Annotated in this window: 14 protein-coding genes and 2 pseudogenes; 9 read left to right on the forward strand and 7 right to left on the reverse strand. The window is 42.3% G+C overall.

Annotation, left to right across the window (positions count from 1 at the left end):
- Positions 1-75: 75 nt before the first annotated feature.
- From dapF to FTU02_RS04840, 4 genes are all read right to left on the reverse strand, one after another.
- Complete coding sequence (gene dapF / locus FTU02_RS04825) at positions 76-921, reverse strand: diaminopimelate epimerase (RefSeq protein WP_111883917.1); 846 nt, start codon at positions 919-921, stop codon at positions 76-78.
- A 13-nt stretch (positions 922-934) separates the two neighbouring features.
- Positions 935-2,179 (reverse strand): diaminopimelate decarboxylase, encoded by a 1,245-nt coding sequence (gene lysA / locus FTU02_RS04830; RefSeq protein WP_180156106.1) that lies wholly within the window; start codon positions 2,177-2,179, stop codon positions 935-937.
- A 24-nt stretch (positions 2,180-2,203) separates the two neighbouring features.
- Positions 2,204-2,413: a lipoprotein gene (locus FTU02_RS04835; protein WP_372491094.1), complete on the reverse strand. Its 210-nt coding sequence runs from the start codon at positions 2,411-2,413 to the stop codon at positions 2,204-2,206.
- A 344-nt stretch (positions 2,414-2,757) separates the two neighbouring features.
- On the reverse strand, positions 2,758-4,161 hold the full coding sequence (locus tag FTU02_RS04840) for an amino acid permease (RefSeq protein WP_180039619.1): 1,404 nt from the start codon (positions 4,159-4,161) through the stop codon (positions 2,758-2,760).
- A 332-nt stretch (positions 4,162-4,493) separates the two neighbouring features.
- Between FTU02_RS04840 and FTU02_RS04845 the strand changes: the two genes are divergently transcribed.
- On the forward strand, positions 4,494-5,855 hold the full coding sequence (locus FTU02_RS04845) for a sodium:alanine symporter family protein (protein WP_180156108.1): 1,362 nt from the start codon (positions 4,494-4,496) through the stop codon (positions 5,853-5,855).
- A gap of 240 nt (positions 5,856-6,095) precedes the next feature.
- Here FTU02_RS04845 and FTU02_RS04850 read toward each other — a convergent pair.
- Positions 6,096-6,452, reverse strand: a pseudogene (locus FTU02_RS04850) (hypothetical protein); the annotation flags it as partial.
- A gap of 185 nt (positions 6,453-6,637) precedes the next feature.
- Between FTU02_RS04850 and radA the strand changes: the two are divergent.
- The 6 genes and pseudogenes from radA to FTU02_RS04880 all read left to right on the forward strand — a co-directional run bounded on the left by radA (position 6,638) and on the right by FTU02_RS04880 (position 12,422).
- On the forward strand, positions 6,638-8,026 hold the full coding sequence (radA, locus tag FTU02_RS04855) for a DNA repair protein RadA (protein ID WP_180026689.1): 1,389 nt from the start codon (positions 6,638-6,640) through the stop codon (positions 8,024-8,026).
- 123 nt (positions 8,027-8,149) lie between these two features.
- Complete coding sequence (locus tag FTU02_RS04860) at positions 8,150-9,151, forward strand: Tim44 domain-containing protein (protein WP_078192078.1); 1,002 nt, start codon at positions 8,150-8,152, stop codon at positions 9,149-9,151.
- A 210-nt stretch (positions 9,152-9,361) separates the two neighbouring features.
- The gene (locus tag FTU02_RS04865) at positions 9,362-9,709 is read left to right on the forward strand and encodes a hypothetical protein (RefSeq protein ID WP_078192079.1); all 348 of its coding nucleotides are present in this window, start codon (positions 9,362-9,364) and stop codon (positions 9,707-9,709) included.
- Between the two features lies 1 nt (position 9,710).
- Positions 9,711-11,452: pseudogene (locus tag FTU02_RS04870) on the forward strand (PepSY-associated TM helix domain-containing protein).
- Complete coding sequence (locus FTU02_RS04875; protein WP_180156110.1) at positions 11,449-11,787, forward strand: DUF3325 domain-containing protein; 339 nt, start codon at positions 11,449-11,451, stop codon at positions 11,785-11,787. The pseudogene FTU02_RS04870 and the gene FTU02_RS04875 overlap by 4 nt, the downstream one beginning before the upstream one ends.
- 113 nt (positions 11,788-11,900) lie before the next feature.
- A complete protein-coding gene (locus FTU02_RS04880; protein ID WP_180156112.1) occupies positions 11,901-12,422 on the forward strand; it encodes a tetratricopeptide repeat protein in 522 nt (173 codons plus the stop codon).
- Between the two features lie 55 nt (positions 12,423-12,477).
- On the opposite strand, the gene FTU02_RS04885 is transcribed toward FTU02_RS04880, so the two are convergent.
- The gene (locus FTU02_RS04885) at positions 12,478-13,002 is read right to left on the reverse strand and encodes a cysteine peptidase family C39 domain-containing protein (protein WP_180156114.1); all 525 of its coding nucleotides are present in this window, start codon (positions 13,000-13,002) and stop codon (positions 12,478-12,480) included.
- Positions 13,003-13,067: 65 nt separating this feature from the next.
- Complete coding sequence (locus FTU02_RS04890) at positions 13,068-14,015, reverse strand: DUF4424 family protein (RefSeq protein ID WP_180156116.1); 948 nt, start codon at positions 14,013-14,015, stop codon at positions 13,068-13,070.
- A 270-nt stretch (positions 14,016-14,285) separates the two neighbouring features.
- On the opposite strand from FTU02_RS04890, the gene ahcY reads away from it, so the two are divergent.
- Both ahcY and metF read left to right on the forward strand, forming a co-directional pair.
- Positions 14,286-15,668 carry an adenosylhomocysteinase gene (ahcY, locus tag FTU02_RS04895; RefSeq protein ID WP_078192086.1) on the forward strand — a complete coding sequence of 461 codons (1,383 nt, stop codon included), beginning with the start codon at positions 14,286-14,288 and terminating at the stop codon, positions 15,666-15,668.
- A gap of 185 nt (positions 15,669-15,853) precedes the next feature.
- Positions 15,854-16,690, forward strand: coding sequence for a methylenetetrahydrofolate reductase [NAD(P)H] (metF, locus tag FTU02_RS04900; protein ID WP_168378282.1), 837 nt, complete (start codon positions 15,854-15,856; stop codon positions 16,688-16,690).
- The last annotated feature ends 26 nt before the right edge of the window (positions 16,691-16,716 follow it).

Consider the following 16,716-nt stretch of genomic DNA (forward strand, 5'->3'; position numbering starts at 1 on the left):
AATCCCATTGAATTATAATTTTTTATTCACTTTTTATTTTATGAAAAAAGCCCTGAATGAATCAGGGCTTGGAGTTTAACCTTGGAAGTAACTTAAATCTAAGCGTCCTTCGTAAACTGTTGCGGTTGGTCCGGTCATCCAGACCACACCACCTTCTTGCCACTCAATTTGCAGCTTACCACCTGCCAACTCTATTTCGACCGAATTGGCTAATAACCCACGACGCATACCTGATACTGCCGCCGCACAAGCACCTGTACCACAGGCCATCGTTTCACCGACACCACGTTCAAATACACGTAAGCGTGCATGTTTCTCATCCACAATTTGCATAAAACCAGCATTTACACGCTGTGGGAAACGCTCATGCGATTCGACTTGTGGACCAATTTTAGCAACGTCTGCGGTAATGACATCAGGAACGATCGTCACTGCATGCGGATTACCCATACTCACCACATCAATGGTGAGTTGTTCATTATTCGCCAATGCAATGTCGTATAAGTTTTCAGGCTCTTCCGCAATAAATGGAATTTCATGCGGCAAAAAGCGAGGATAACCCATGTTAACGCGCACCCAACCATTTGCACCTAATTCAGGCTCTACGATACCTGACTTGGTTTGTACTTTGATTTTGGTTTTGCTGGTCAACTTACGTTCATGCACAAAGCGCGCAAAACAACGTACGCCATTACCGCATTGTTCAACTTCAGAACCATCCGCATTAAAAATACGATATTTAAAATCGACGTTGGGTAAATCAGGTGGTTCTACAATCAAAAGCTGATCAAAACCAATACCAAAATGACGGTCGGCCAAACGCTGAATCGTCACTGTATCTAAATAAGCCCGTTGGCTAATTAGATCGACCACCATAAAATCATTGCCAAGGCCATGCATTTTGGTAAATTCTAATAACATCTCGAATTTCTCCTTAAGGCAATAAACGTTCACGTTCCCATAATGATTCGATGGTTTCACGCTCACGAATCAAATGAGACTGATCACCATCAACCATCACTTCAGCAGCACGTCCGCGGCTGTTGTAGTTTGAACTCATGACAAAACCATAAGCACCCGCACCCAATACTGCAAGCACGTCATTTTCTTGAATCGCCAACTGACGTTGCTTACCGAGGAAATCGCCGGTTTCGCAAATCGCACCAACCACATCCCAGTCTTTCTTTTCTATGTCTGTACGAGGTGTTACTTCCTGAATGTCCATCCAAGCTTCATATAAAGCAGGACGGATTAAGTCGTTCATAGCAGCATCAATAATGGCAAAATTACGATGATTGGTCGGTTTGAGTAAATCAACTTTAGTTAACAACACACCTGCATTTGCAGAAATACTACGACCCGGTTCCATATATACCTTAAGGCCTAATTTTTCTAAAGCCGGACGCATTGCCTGAGCATATTCTTCAACAGTTGGTGGAACTTCGTCTTTGTAAGTCACGCCTAAACCACCACCGATATCGATGTGTTTTAGGTGAATACCCATCTCTTTCAATTGATTGATCATCACAATGACACGATCAAGTGCATCAACAAAAGGCTGAGTTTCAGTCAACTGTGAGCCGATATGACAATCAATCCCGATAATCTCAAGATTTGGCAACGACGCCGCATACGCGTAAGTGTCAAAAACGCTGTCTGAAGGAATACCGAATTTATTTTCTTTTAAACCCGTAGAGATATAAGGATGCGTTTTAGCATCCACATCTGGATTTACGCGCAATGAAATCGGTGCTTTCTTACCCATTGCCACAGCAACTTTTTGGATTCGATCCAACTCTGCATGTGATTCAACGTTAAAACATGCAATACCCACGTCCAATGCTTTTTGGATATCGGCTTCAGTTTTACCCAAACCTGAGAATACAATTTTAGAAGCTTCACCACCGGCTTTTAACACACGTGCGAGTTCACCACCCGTCACGATATCAAAACCAGCGCCCTGCTTGGCAAGTACGTTTAACACCGCAAGATTAGAGTTTGACTTTACCGCAAAACAAATTTGATGGTCGATAAAGCTAAATGCACGATCCATATCTGAATAATGCTTTTCAAAAGTAGCTTTTGAATAAACATAAAGCGGTGTGCCATATTGCTGTGCAAGCTGTTGTAAAGAACATTGCTCTGCATGCAATACCCCATTCGTACGGGTGAAACTCATGAAAGTATCCTTTCTATAAAAGCATTAAGGTGTAGGGTTAGAATTTGAAGATTCCGACTCAGTTGCAACAGGAGCTGCTTGTTTTTCCTGCTTTTGCTGTGCAGGCGTATCTGGATAAATCAGATATTTTGCGCGCTTATCTGCATTTGCATCTGAAGGTAAATGCAATGCACCAGACTGACCACAAGCGGTCAGCAGCACAGCACTTGCTAATACAATAATTTTATAATTCATAAAACGATACATAAACGTACCTAATGAAAAGATTTTTCCGAGTATAACGTGATCAACCCGCGGATAAAAGAAAAGCCCTGTAATTCCAAGTGAGCTTTTTGCCATTCTGCACTAAATTTAAGCAAATTTTGATGGTGATATTTTCAAACCACTTTTATGTATTTTTCTGGACCGATCAGGCTATTGATTTCACTGAAATAGCTTATCAATTTGAATACTGTTTTATACTTCTATTAGCACTAATGAATACTGTGTATTAGTGTAAATTAAATCCATATTCAAATAAAAAAGCTGCCCCCTCAGGAGCAGCTTTTTATGTTTTTACATCAGTTCAAAAATGTAAATTAATGGTGCTTTTTCTTATAAAAACCAAAATAACCAATAATCAAAATGATGAACCAAATTGGGCTCACCATGAGCGCTTTCATGGTATCGGCTTCTAGCGACAAGACATAAATCATGCCGATGAAGAAGATAATCACGAGCCAACAAGTATATAAACCGCCCGGTAATTTAAAGGTTGATTTCGCATGCAGCTCAGGACGAGTTTTATAGTAAACGATATAGCTCCAGATAATCATGAGCCATACGCAGATAAATAAAATCGTCGAAAGTGTGGTTGCTAATGTGAAGGCTTCAACCGTGTTCGGTACAAAATACTGTAATGCCGCACCCAACAGTAAACATACTGCAGAGAAATACAGTGCATTTGCAGGAACTGCACGTGAGTTTAGACGACCAAACGCTTTTGGACCTTGCTCTTCACGAGATAAACCAAACAACATACGTGAAGTCGAGAACACACCACTATTCATAGATGACATGACCGATGACAACACCACCAAGTTCATGATAATCGCAGCAGCTGCAATACCTGCTTGACTAAACAAGTTCACGAAAGGTGAAATGCTTGGGTCAATGGTATTCCAAGGTGTTACTGACATCACAATCACAAGTGCCAGCACATAGAAAATAATGATACGAATCGGAATCGAGTTCACAGCTTTAGGCAAGTTGTGCTCTGGATCTTTGGTTTCTGCAGCCGTAGTACCAACAAGTTCCACGCCGACAAAGGCAAAAATAGCGATCTGGAAACCTGCCAAGAAGCCGGTTACACCTGTTGGGAATAGACCACCATGCGACCATAAATGTGTGAATGATGCGATTTCACCTGTCGATGAAGTAAATCCGGTAAAGATCATCCAAAGACCGACACCAATGAGCACCACGATTGCAATAATCTTAATCAGTGCAAACCAAAACTCTAATTCACCAAAAAGTTTAACCGTAACAAGGTTTAAACCCATGATAAAGACAATGGCGGCAACACTGATCATCACCCCTTCTTCGGGCGAGAACGGGTTACCTCCATTAAAGAATTGCAGGTAATAAATAATGGCCGATAAATCTGCAATCCCTATAGTGATCCAGCACAGCCAATAGGTCCAACCCACAAAATAACCTGCCCACGGGCCGATTAAGTCGGTTGCAAAATCGATAAAAGATTTATATTCAAGATTTGATAGTAATAACTCGCCTAATGCACGCATGACGAGGAAAACCATAAAACCAATAATCATATAGATAATAAGGATGGACGGACCAGCTAAACTGATGGTCTTTCCTGACCCCATAAATAAACCTGTACCAATCGCACCACCAATCGCAATCAATTGCAGGTGTCGGTTGGACAAGCTTCGTTTCAAATCGCCGCTATCAGCGTGCGATCCATGAATTTCATTTGACATTATTTAATTCAACTTCGCGTTCCAATGGCGACAAATTAACGTAAAAATTTCAGAAAATACAAAATTATTTTTCATCATCTATATTTTCGGATTAAGTGACAAAGTTAATTTATTTTTCTTATATATAAAAATCTTAGCGCCAGTTCACAAGAATAAGCGACCAATAAAACAACAATTTACTTGTAATAACTTAAATTTTATGCAAAAAATATTTTACCAACGATAAAAAATTATGCCAAAAATCATGGAAGTTTCTAACAATGGCATATCAATTGCTACAGATATCAAAAATGTAGCATTCACTCACTCAGGGCCGATAAGAAGAAGATACTATGCAAGAAATTCAAAATATCATGGAAACACTCAGTGGATGGGTCTGGGGCCCATACATGTTGGTCCTCATTGTCGGAACAGGTGTATTCCTTACCTTCCGACTGCTTTTCTGGCAATTCCGCATGTTGCCTTTCGCATTTAAACAAGTCTTTGGCAAGCATCCTAAAGCCGATCAACATGATGGCGATATTTCTCATTTCGCTTCACTCATGACCGCACTTTCAGCCACCATTGGTACAGGTAATATTGCCGGTGTAGCCACCGCTTGTGTACTCGGTGGACCAGGCGCAGTATTTTGGATGTGGATGACCGCACTCTTTGGTATGGCAACCAAATATAGTGAAGGTGTACTCGCTGTAAAGTTTCGTCAAAAAAATGAAAATGGCGAAATGAACGGTGGTCCGATGTATTACATCGAACGTGGACTTGGGCCTAAGTGGAAATGGTTGGCAGTGGTATTTGCCCTATTTGGTACTTTGGCATCCTTTGGTATTGGTAGCTCAGTACAGTCCAATACTGTCGCGCTTGCTGTGGAAAACAGCTTAGGAATCAGTACTCTCACCACTGCAATCGTCATCACCATATTCTCTGCCCTCGTTATTTTAGGCGGCATCAAATCCATTTCTAAAGCCTCTTCATTTATTGTTCCAATTATGGCGGTAGGTTATGTATTGGGTGGCTTAATGATTATTTTCACCAACCTTGAATTGGTGATCCCTGCACTAAAAATGATCTTTACCTATGCATTTACAGGTGAAGCGGCTGCAGGTGGTGCGATTGGTGCTGCGATTCGTTATGGTGTGGCACGTGGTGTATTCTCTAATGAAGCAGGTATGGGCTCTGCACCCATTGCCGCTGCTGCTGCAAAAACTGACCACCCAGCACGTCAAGGTCTTGTCTCTATGACAGGTACGTTCTTAGACACCATCATTGTTTGCTCAATTACAGGTATCGTACTTGTCATGGGTTTCATCATGGCGGGACAAAGCTTTGGTGATCAAACGGGTGCCGTACTGACGATTAGTGTTTTTGACAAACTACTTCCGGGCTTCGGTGGTTGGGTCGTGACTTTCGGTATTATTTTCTTCGCTTATTCAACCATTCTGGGTTGGAGCTATTATGGTGAAAAATGCTGTACATACCTCTTAGGTGAAAAGTCAGTACTGATTTATCGCTTAATTTACATCGCATCAGTCTTTGTCGGCTGTGTCGTAACACTCGATCTCGTTTGGTTATTTGCCGATACCTTTAACGGTTTGATGGCTGCACCAAACTGTATTGCACTGTTATTGCTCTCAGGCATCATTGTAAAAGAATCGAAAGATTTTATTGAACGTCGTAAATCAGGTGAATTGTACTAATCCCCTGCTAAACAAAAAGCCACGTGAATTCACGTGGCTTTTTTATTCGGACTGAAAATCGATATTTACTTATTGAATCGTACCAATTTGACCATCATCAAATTTGTCGTTTTTCGTGTTGCTTTCATTGGCCGCTTCATCTTTTGGATCTGATTCAGCATCTTCAATAAAGCCTTCACCAAATTGGTCACCAAACTCATTTTCAGCATATTCAGAATCTACAGCACTGGCTTCTATCAGATCAGCTTCGATTTCTAGGGCAATTTCCAAGGATAAAGAAAAGAACAATACCCCCTGAATTTTCATGTTCCCTTGTTCATCTTCAAGATATTCACTAAGGGTTTTATATGCAGGGCTGCTTTCATCAAAAGGTACATCGAGGTATAAGTCACCCGTGTAACTATCGATCAAAGACTCACCTTCTAGCCCCATACAAGGGAAATAGTCGATATTTTGCAGGTCAAACCAGTGCATAACATCATTACGCACCGTATTTTTTTCAGGATGTTGATGATCATATTCTTCAAAATGCACAAATAACACATCACGATTTTTTTCACGTGCGATGGCATCGATATGTCGTAATAGTTCAGTCATGTGGTGACCCATTTCAAAAAATATAATGCGCTATTATAAAGTGCTTACTATGTAAAAGTGCAGCTATTGAAAATAAAACGACATCAATTGACCTTCATCAGTCATTTCATGCGATAAAAACTTGGTTTTTCGATGTATTCACCGCTATGCTGTGACTCAATTTGAGTTTGTGCACAGTAAATATTATGGCGAAAGCAAAAAGTGTCTATCGATGTGAACAATGTGGTGCTGATCATCCCAAATGGGCCGGTCAATGTACCGAATGTGGTGAATGGAATTCATTAGTCGAAGTCAGTATTGCACCCGCTGTTACACACCGTGCGCAGCCTAAAATGGGCGGTGGCTATGCAGGTCAAGCAGCTGCTGTGACTACCTTAAATCAAGTTTCCGTTTCGCATGAAACTCGAATGGCAACAGGTATTGGTGAATTTGACCGTGTGCTCGGTGGTGGACTGGTCACAGGTTCAGTTGTGCTGATTGGTGGTGACCCCGGCATTGGTAAATCCACTATTTTGCTACAAACTGCAACCTATATGGCGGCGAGTAAAAGTTCTGCCTTATATGTCACTGGTGAAGAATCCTTGTCTCAAGTGGCTCTACGTGCCCAGCGCCTAGACTTGCCGACCGATCAACTCAAAGTCATGGCCGAAACCTGTGTCGAGCGTATTTGTGAAGTTTTAGCACATGAACGCCCTGCCGTTGCCATTTTAGATTCGATTCAAACCCTATACACCGAGACACTCCAGTCTGCGCCGGGCGGTGTTTCCCAAATTCGTGAATCGGCTGCACTCCTGACTCGCTTTGCCAAAAATAGTGGCACAGCATTGTTTATTGTCGGTCACGTAACAAAAGAAGGCTCTTTGGCAGGCCCTCGTGTGCTAGAGCACATGGTCGATTGTGTTTTGTATTTTGAAGGTCAGTCTGACTCGCGCTTCCGTATGATTCGGGCGGTGAAAAACCGTTTTGGTGCGGTCAACGAGCTTGGTGTATTTGGCATGACTGATAAAGGTCTGCGCGAGGTATCAAACCCATCCGCTATTTTCCTGAGTCGTTATGATGAAGCCATTCCGGGTTCCATTGTCATGATTAGCCGTGAAGGTACACGTCCACTTTTAGTTGAAGTTCAGGCTTTGGTAGATGATGCGCACGGACAACCTCGACGCGTGGCCTTAGGTTTAGAACAAAACCGTTTAAACATGCTTTTAGCCGTTATGCACCGTCATGGTGGCGTACAAACTGCAGGACAAGATGTCTATGTCAATGTCGTCGGTGGTTTAAAAATCACTGAAACCGGTTCTGACCTTGCGGTACTTTTAGCCTGCGCCTCTAGCTTAAGAGCTAAAGCCCTACCACAGCATTTGGCAGTATTTGGTGAAGTCGGCCTTTCAGGCGAAATCCGCCCTGTACCCAATGGACAGGAACGACTCAAAGAAGCCATTAAGCATGGGTTTAAAACCATTATTTTGCCGCGTGGTAATGCACCGCAAAAACCCATTTCAGGTGTAGAAATTATTTCTGTCGCACGTTTACATGAAGCGTTGAGTCAGGCAATTACGCTGACCGATGAGTCTTAGTTACGTGGAATCGTTTATTTTGAATGAATTTTCAATTTTTTACCGATGTTCTATTGAAATTCAGTACAAATGGCGGCATAACTAGATGGCTATTTTAACTTTATATAGATATAGGAAAATTTGATGGAAGTTCGACAGCGTGGTTTGATGACTGCTCTTTTAACAGCAGCCCTTTTGGTAGCGCCGATTGCAGAAGCGAAACGTGCCGGTGGTGGTAAAAGCCATGGTATGAGCCGTCAAGCTGCTCCAACTCAGTCTTATCAGCAACCTCGTCAATCTGCTCCTGTTCAACAGCCTGCAACTGCTGGCGCTCCAGCAAAATCTGGCTCGAATGTGGGCGGAATGGTTGCTGCAGGTGTGGCTGGTGCTGCAATTGGTGCAGTCGCTGCAAATGCGATGGCCGATGACAATAACGGTCAAGCAGCTTCTGAAGCGCAAGCTCAACAACAGGAAGAGAAAGGTGGTATTCCAGGCTGGATCTGGATTTTACTTGCCGCAGCTGTTGCCTTCTTCATTTTCCGTAAGATGGGCGCAAAAAAAAAACTAGCCGCTAACAACCCATATGCGCCAAACAGCGGTGCAAACAATGCACCGTTTGGCCAGCAAAATGCCGCACCTCGTGCAGGTAATGACAATACGAATATTTTTGGTAATTCTGTAGGCGGTAATTCAGCAGCTTCAAATGCTCCATTTGGTGCAGCTGCAGCAACGAACGCGCCTTTTGGTGCTGCCTATACCAACAGCGGCAATCAATTGCCTGATGGTACAGAACCAGCAACATTTTTACGTGTTGCACGTCAGCGTTTTAACCACATTCAATCGATGAATACTGCAAGCAACATTTCTGAAATTCAGCGTTACTTAACGCCTGATCTTTACCAGTCGATGTATAACGACATTATGGCGAATAAAGATGAAGACGTTGCTGAGTTTTCTAACTTAAATGCTATGGTGGTCGATTCTGCTAACGAAAATGGTCAATACGTTGTAAGTGTGCGTTTTACAGGTACGGTAAGTGAAGACTTAAATAGCCTGCCACAGCCATTTGCTGAAGTATGGCATTTTGTTAAGCCTGCGGGTTCTGATCAAGACTGGTTAGTTGCAGGCATTCAACAAGAGCAATAATGTAGACAATCAAGCATTCATGCATTCATGCATTCTAAAATAGCGACTTCAGTCGCTATTTTTTTGCCTTCAATTCCCCTCTTTTTAAATCCATTTCTACTCAGCATGCTGAAAAATCAATAATTTTGTGAATACATTATTCTAATTATTAATAATAATTGTTATCATTTAGATTAACTTTAATACAATTCCCAAGCGCTTAAGTATTTTATGAATAGCTCACCACCTGAGGCACTTGTGACACCCCTCACATCTGCGCTGCCTAAAACGCGTAAAGACACTCCTTCTCTATTGACCTATCGCTTGATGATTTTCTATCGCTTTGCCCTCGCTTTAGTGGGCGGATATGTTGTCGCGATGCTATCGGCCATCGTGATCGCAGATGTGTTTAGCGAAGACCGTGGAAGTGCAGCCATGAGTGCAACTTTAATTGCATTTATCCTGTGGAGCTGTGCATTTATTTGGGTCTTTATGGTGAATAAAACCCTCAAAGCAACTTTAGGCATTGTGATCCCTGCGGTGTGTTTGTATGCCATTTACATGATGATGGGAAGCTAAAATGCGTGTTGATGCAAAAGTAGAGGGACCGCGCCAGTCCATGTCTTGGCTGCATACATGGGCTAGCCTAATCTTAGGTTGGTTGCTGTATGCTATTTTCCTGACCGGAACCCTGAGCTTTTTTAAAAATGAAATCAATGTTTGGATGACACCTGAGCTGCATCAATCTGTTCCAGCCAGTTCACAAGTCCAACAAACTCAAGTCGCACTGAATTATTTACAGCAAAATCATCCAAATGCAGGTGCTTGGAATATTTTGCTGCCGAATACGCGTCAAAATGCCACATTAATTACCGTGCGTGAACAAGGTGAAGACCCTCGCGCACGCCGTGGTGGTAAACAAATCTACATTGATAGTGCTACAGGTGAAGTGCTTGAGCCGCGCGATACGCGTGGTGGTAATTTTCTCTATCGTTTCCATTTCGAACTTTATGGTATGCCACGTATGTGGACGCGATGGTTTGTCGGTATAGCGACACTGTTGATGTTAGTTGCCATCATTAGTGGTGTGATTACTCATAAAAAATCTTTAAAGATTTCTTTACGTTCCGCTCAGGCAAAGGACAACGTTCTTGGCTCGATGCACATAATGCAACCGCAGTATTTGCGCTCCCCTTCCACATCATGATCACCTTTAGTGGCCTGTTGCTACTGTTATTTACGATCATGCCTTGGGGGATTGAACGTATTTATGAAAACCGGGGACAATTTCTACAAGAACAAAATCGTGCCTTGGTTCAAGAAAATAAACCTGAAGGACGTGAATCTGCTCAAGAACGTGGCGAACGCCCACAGCAAGCCCGTGCCAATTCTGCACAAAACCAAGGCAAAAATCGTGCTGAGGGCCGTGGTGAAGGTCGAGGAGATCGTCGCTCTAAACGTGAAGAACAACCTGTTGTTGCTGCGCCGCTGACCAACTTAGCGCCAATAGTAACTGCGGTTCAGGCTGAATGGAGAACTAATCCTATTAGTACCGTTAGCATCATTGCACCGAATACAGACCAAGCTAAAATTGAGCTACGCGCATTACATGGTGAAAGTGTTGCATATCGAAATGTCTATGCAAGCAAACAATTTGATGGCGTAACAGGCAAAGACTTAACTGACGAAAGTGCCAAATTAAAGCACCCTTCTGTACCGATGGGTATTTACAATGTAGTCACCACGCTACATGAAGCACGTGGTGTAGACTTAGCTCTACGTTGGCTGCTGTTTATTTCAGGGATTGTAGGCACCCTGATGGTCGCTACAGGTCTCATTCTGTGGTGTGTAAAACGTGCGCCGCAACAGCAAAAACAAGGCTTTAAATCATTTGGCTACCGCACGGTTGAAGTGACCAATATTGCAGCGATTATTGGTTTACCCATTGCCTGTGCAGCATTTTTCTATGCCAACCGTTTTATTCCCACACAGCTTGAAAACCGTTCGGAATTAGAAATTCGTAGTTTCTTTATTGTTTGGCTACTGACGCTCGTTTATGCGATGTTCCGTACGCATCGTCAAGCGTGGCTAGAACTTTTAGCTTTTGCCACAGCAATTTTTGCTTTACTGCCGATTGTAAACTTCATGACTGGTGGTCAAGCGCTTTGGAATACCATGGCAAATGGCCAATGGATGATTGCATCCTTTGATCTTGCAATGTGGCTTTTGGCTATCTTGTTTGCCTATTCATTTTACAAAGTGAAAAAGCATAAAGGACTGCCTGTTAAAAAAGCGCGTGCCACAAAGGAGGCTGAAGCATGATGTTCTTTCTCCTGATTTGGGCACTGAGTAGCTTAGGTTTTTTTGCCTTGGCAAGCAGCATGTCTAAACATCAAAAGCAGTTCTACAGCAAAGAACTAAGTGTGGGTCAAACACGCTTAGCCACGCTGGTCGGCTGGGCGCTATTGATCATCGCCTTACTACTTTGCCTCTCACTTGGCACGCCGAGCAATAACATCAGTTATTGGTTTGGCGCGCTGACCATTGCGGCTTTATTTGTCGGGCTATGTATTAGTTATATCGCTGAGTATTTTTGGAAAATTATTGGTGCATTAGTTATCATATTTGTATTGTCTGCAGTGTTATTGAAATTTTAATTCTTTAGACAACGATCTCTAAACATTCTCTAAACATTGAAAGCCAATCTTCGGATTGGCTTTTTTCATGCCAACCGATTAGGCTATGCCTATTCTGCTCTTTTGGATTACACATGTCTGAACTTTCAATCTCTCCTGCTTTATATAACCGCGCTATGGCAGGCAATAAAGATGCTCAATTTGAACTGGCTGAAATTTATATGCAAAGTGAAAATGATGAGCATGTTGAACTTGCTGAAGAATGGGCACTCAAAGCAGCTCAGTTAGGTCATGTAGAAGCCATGTATTGGCTGGGTGAAGGCTATGCAGTCTATGCCAAAGACATGCTCGAAGAAGATCCTGAAGAATCTAAAACCTATTTTGAGCATGCGCACCGCTGGTTAGAACAAGCGTCAAAACATGACCATCCTGCTGCAATTTTAGAACTCGCCACTTTTTACCGTCGCGGCGATGTGGTGGAAAAAGATGTCGCTAAATCCATTGAACTGGTTGAACAATCTGCAAAATTAGGTGAAGTTCAAGCCATGCGTGATTTGGCTTTTATTTATGCTAATGGATTAGGCATCGACGCTGATGAAGAAAAAGCAGATTTTTGGAATGAAAAAGCCAATGCGGCCGAACAGCCCAAAGCTTAAATCACAAAGAAAAAGGCCCATCTCATGATGGGCTTTTTGCTTTTAACAAAATGGCTCAGCTCGCCACATAATTATTTACGTCTACAGTAATCACTTGTCGGCAAATGCCCTCTGCCCCACGTTGCTGTTCAAATACCTCTGCTGGCATGGCATCAAAACTGTCAAAGAAACTAATTTCAGTTTCGTCAATGTCATACACCAAAGAATGATTCCCCACGCCCTCTAGAGTATCGTAATACACAATCACAAACTGATTTTGTTCAAAAGCCTGCTGAATTTGTGCATAGCCAATTGCAGGCAATATAGGCAGTTCCAATTGGTCTGCTTCTGCATAACTGCGTTTTTCACTGTCCTGCAGCTCAGGATCATGCTCTGTGTAAAACTTGACTTGAAAGCCAAACTTTTTCAGTCCTACAGCTAAACCAATGGTGGTTGTGCCATGGTCAGCTTCATAAGCGCAAACTTCGATGAGTTGCTGAATATCTGCATCTATACCTAAGTGCTGCAACAGCATCCATACTGCAAAAATGCCGCCATTGGCTTCAAGATTGGCTAATTCTTCAGGCATTTCCAAAGACATATATCAAAACTCAAAATTGCTTATGGACGATGATAAACAAATCAAAGTGGTTTTGCCTGCAAGTTTTAATCCAGACCTGATTTCAGATGTACAAAAATAATGTCCAAATCTTGTTTAGGTACAAAATTCTTTTCAACCATTTGAAACTGCGTAGCGCTGATTTTCTTCACTTTACCTGCCCAGCAAAATGAAACCAGCTCTCCTGCATCACGCTCGATAGTCAGTTTAAAATCTTGAATAGGCTTTGCCCAATTGGCGCCAGTTTTTAAGATATAGCCCAGTGCTTGAAATGGTGCATGCTGTGATTTGGCCTTTCTGAGTCCTGCCTTAAACTTTTGATCCATACAATAACTTTGATTATATTCATCAGGATATAAAGCCACAGACCCGCCCACCAGCGGTGCATATTGATGCTGTACACGTGTGAGCGCATTGGCTTTAAAGGTTTGCTTCCAGCTGTAAATCACCTGAGATGACCATGAAATGACTTCACTCGGATCTTTGGGCAAGATTTTTTGCAGTGCTGCATTTTTACAGTTTCTGAGCTTTGTCTCGAATGTTTCATATTCATCATCTTGCCTGCTCCACGGATTCAGCATGTCTTTTTCCGTAAACCCGCATTGCTTAAAACTCTCCGTCATATCAATCGGGGCTGTTTTTTCATCTTTTTGAATAAAAGTGCGCACATGCATTTCTGGCTGAATCGTTTTTCCATTCACCTGAACTTTAAAACTTTTTAGCAATTTTTCAGTATTGGCAAAATCAGATTCAAAGAAGTTTTCAACTTTTGGCAGCGGAAATAAGACCGTTTCAGTCACATCTTTATTGCTTAAATTTTTGAACTGGTAATCGACCTTGATGATTTTTTTACTAATAAACAGGTCTTCACTGAACATTTGAATATCTTTATTTTTCAGGTATTGCACACCGCCTGTTGCCACATAGCCTGTTGAATCGTTGGATATGGTCAGAACAGGCCAAAACATCAATAAAGCCATTAAGGGTTTAATCATTCTTCTTATACTCACAACCGATTTATTAAATTTAACACTCACAGCGTAATTTTAATGATCAAGAAATCTATAAGTCAGATATTAACCAATTTCAGATTGGAACAAAACGTAATTCCAAGTACAATACTCCGCTAGTCGAGGGATGCTGCGACTTTCTTATAGGCACTAAATATAAGATCGCTAGGCTCGACGATTCGGTTGGACACTCGCTCCAATCAACAACGGCATCCGCGAACATAATGATCAATTGTTTTTATAAAGGAGATCGTGATGAACGCGGTTAATGCTTCATTTACAGATTATAAAGTTGCCGACATTTCACTAGCTGACTACGGCCGTAAAGAAATCAAACTTGCAGAAGCAGAAATGCCTGCCCTAATGGGTCTTCGCAAACGCTATGCAGCGGCTAAACCGCTTGCTGGTGCGAAAATCCTTGGCTGTATCCACATGACCATTCAAACTGCAGTTTTAATTGAAACTCTAGTTGAATTAGGTGCAGAAGTTCGCTGGACTTCTTGCAACATCTTCTCTACTCAAGACCACGCTGCTGCTGCAATCGCTGCTGCGGGTATCCCTGTATTTGCTTGGAAAGGCGAAACTGAAGAAGAATATATGTGGTGTCTTGAACAGCAAATCAATGTGAACGGTACACCTTGGGATGCAAACATGATTCTGGACGATGGCGGTGACTTAACTGCACTTGTTCACGAAAAATACCCAGAAGTGATTGCAAAAATCCACGGTATTACTGAAGAAACCACTACAGGTGTTCAACGTCTTTACGAAATGCACCGCGACGGTACTTTAAAAGTTCCAGCGATTAACGTAAATGACTCTGTCACTAAGTCTAAAAACGACAACAAATACGGCTGCCGTCACTCACTTAACGATGCAATCAAACGTGGTACAGATATGCTTTTATCTGGTCGTCGTGCGCTTGTAATCGGTTATGGTGACGTAGGTAAAGGTTCTGCTCAATCACTTCGTCAAGAAGGCATGATTGTACGTGTCACTGAAGTTGACCCTATCTGTGCAATGCAAGCATGCATGGACGGTTTCGAAGTTGTTGCTCCGTATAAAAATGGCATTCAAACGGGTAAGAAAGAAGACATCAACCTTGATCTTCTTCAAAATACTGACTTGATCGTAACAACAACTGGTAACTACCACGTATGTGACGCTGCAATGCTTGATTCATTAAAAGCTGGCGCTGTAGTTTGTAACATCGGTCATTTCGATACTGAAATCGACACAAATTACTTACGTGGTTATAAGTGGGTTGAAGTTAAGCCACAAGTTCACCAAGTGTATCGTTCAGAAAATGAAAATGATTACCTTATTCTTCTTTCAGAAGGCCGTTTGGTGAACCTTGGTAATGCAACCGGTCACCCTTCACGTATTATGGATGGTTCTTTTGCTAACCAAGTATTGGGTCAAATGCACCTATTCGCTGAAAAATTTGCTGATCTTCCTGAAGATCAAAAACAAGCTGCGATCCGCGTAGAACTTATTCCTAAGAAATTAGACGAAGAAGTTGCTGCTGCAATGGTTGCTGGTTTCGGCGGCGTATTGACGACTTTGACTCAAGAACAAGCGGACTACCTCGGTGTTCAAGTTGAAGGCCCGTTCAAAGCTGAGGCTTATAAATACTAAGTTTTATAAATACCTCTCCCTAACCCTCTCCTAAAAGGAGAGGGAACTCTTCATTGTGAAAGCAAATTTGATGTTAACTCCAAATCACTATTACTTTCATAATGGAATTCCCTTCTCCCTCTGGGAGAAGGTTAGGATGAGGGGATTTTTTTTAAATAAAAGTATTTGTAAAAAAGGATTTGAACATGTCAAAACAGATTCCTATTTCCTTTGAGTTCTTCCCGACCAAAACTGATGCGGGCGCGGAAAAACTTAAAGTTGTACACCAAGAACTTCAATTACTCAATCCTGAATTTTTCTCTGTAACATACGGTGCAGGCGGTTCTACCCGTGAACGCACTTTGTCTACATTGAATGATTTCAACGGTAAAGGCACACCGGTTGCCCCTCACCTGTCTTGTATTGGTGACAGCAAAGAACGTATTGCTGAATTGCTGGATTTGTATAAATCGCAAGGCATTGACCGTATTGTTGCGCTGCGCGGCGACTTGCCGTCTGGTCAAGTGGGCTTGGGCGAATTGCCTTATGCAACAGATCTTGTGCGTTTCATCCGTGAGCACACTGGCGATCACTTCAAAATTGAAGTTGCAGCTTACCCAGAAATGCATCCGCAAGCAGACAGTTTTGATCTCGACATCAAACGTTTCTGTGATAAAGCCAATGCGGGCGCTAACGCAGCACTCACACAGTTCTTCTTCAATCCAGATGCCTACTTCTACTTTGTAGAACGCATTCAAAAAGAAGGTGTGAACATTCCTGTCGCTCCAGGCATCATGCCTATTACCAATGCAAGTAATTTAATTCGCTTTGCTGATGGTACAGGTGCAGAAATTCCACGTTGGATTCGCAAACAGCTTGCGACTTATGGCGACGATACAGCGTCAATCAAAGCCTTTGGTCATGAAGTGATTGTAAAACTTTGCGAACGCCTGATTGCTGGTGGTGCGCCAAGCCTGCACTTCTACACCATGAACACCACTGACCCTACACGTCAACTTGTGAAAGACCTCGGTCTTGCATAAGACATTTCGACCTTTTTGAGAGTAAA

The sequence above is a fragment of the Acinetobacter sp. YH12045 genome (assembly GCF_013419925.1).
Lineage (GTDB): Bacteria > Pseudomonadota > Gammaproteobacteria > Pseudomonadales > Moraxellaceae > Acinetobacter > Acinetobacter amyesii.

Excerpts from the sequence above, each read along its gene's own strand:
- radA (WP_180026689.1), top strand. The coding sequence starts at position 6,638 with ATGGCGAAAGCAAAAAGTGTCTATCGATGTGAACAATGTGGTGCTGAT.
- FTU02_RS04890 (WP_180156116.1), bottom strand. The coding sequence starts at position 14,015 with ATGATTAAACCCTTAATGGCTTTATTGATGTTTTGGCCTGTTCTGACC.
- FTU02_RS04840 (WP_180039619.1), bottom strand. The coding sequence starts at position 4,161 with ATGTCAAATGAAATTCATGGATCGCACGCTGATAGCGGCGATTTGAAA.
- ahcY (WP_078192086.1), top strand. The coding sequence starts at position 14,286 with ATGAACGCGGTTAATGCTTCATTTACAGATTATAAAGTTGCCGACATT.
- dapF (WP_111883917.1), bottom strand. The coding sequence starts at position 921 with ATGTTATTAGAATTTACCAAAATGCATGGCCTTGGCAATGATTTTATG.
- FTU02_RS04875 (WP_180156110.1), top strand. The coding sequence starts at position 11,449 with ATGATGTTCTTTCTCCTGATTTGGGCACTGAGTAGCTTAGGTTTTTTT.
- FTU02_RS04860 (WP_078192078.1), top strand. The coding sequence starts at position 8,150 with ATGGAAGTTCGACAGCGTGGTTTGATGACTGCTCTTTTAACAGCAGCC.
- lysA (WP_180156106.1), bottom strand. The coding sequence starts at position 2,179 with ATGAGTTTCACCCGTACGAATGGGGTATTGCATGCAGAGCAATGTTCT.
- FTU02_RS04880 (WP_180156112.1), top strand. The coding sequence starts at position 11,901 with ATGTCTGAACTTTCAATCTCTCCTGCTTTATATAACCGCGCTATGGCA.
- metF (WP_168378282.1), top strand. The coding sequence starts at position 15,854 with ATGTCAAAACAGATTCCTATTTCCTTTGAGTTCTTCCCGACCAAAACT.
- FTU02_RS04835 (WP_372491094.1), bottom strand. The coding sequence starts at position 2,413 with ATGAATTATAAAATTATTGTATTAGCAAGTGCTGTGCTGCTGACCGCT.
- FTU02_RS04885 (WP_180156114.1), bottom strand. The coding sequence starts at position 13,002 with ATGTCTTTGGAAATGCCTGAAGAATTAGCCAATCTTGAAGCCAATGGC.
- FTU02_RS04865 (WP_078192079.1), top strand. The coding sequence starts at position 9,362 with ATGAATAGCTCACCACCTGAGGCACTTGTGACACCCCTCACATCTGCG.
- FTU02_RS04845 (WP_180156108.1), top strand. The coding sequence starts at position 4,494 with ATGCAAGAAATTCAAAATATCATGGAAACACTCAGTGGATGGGTCTGG.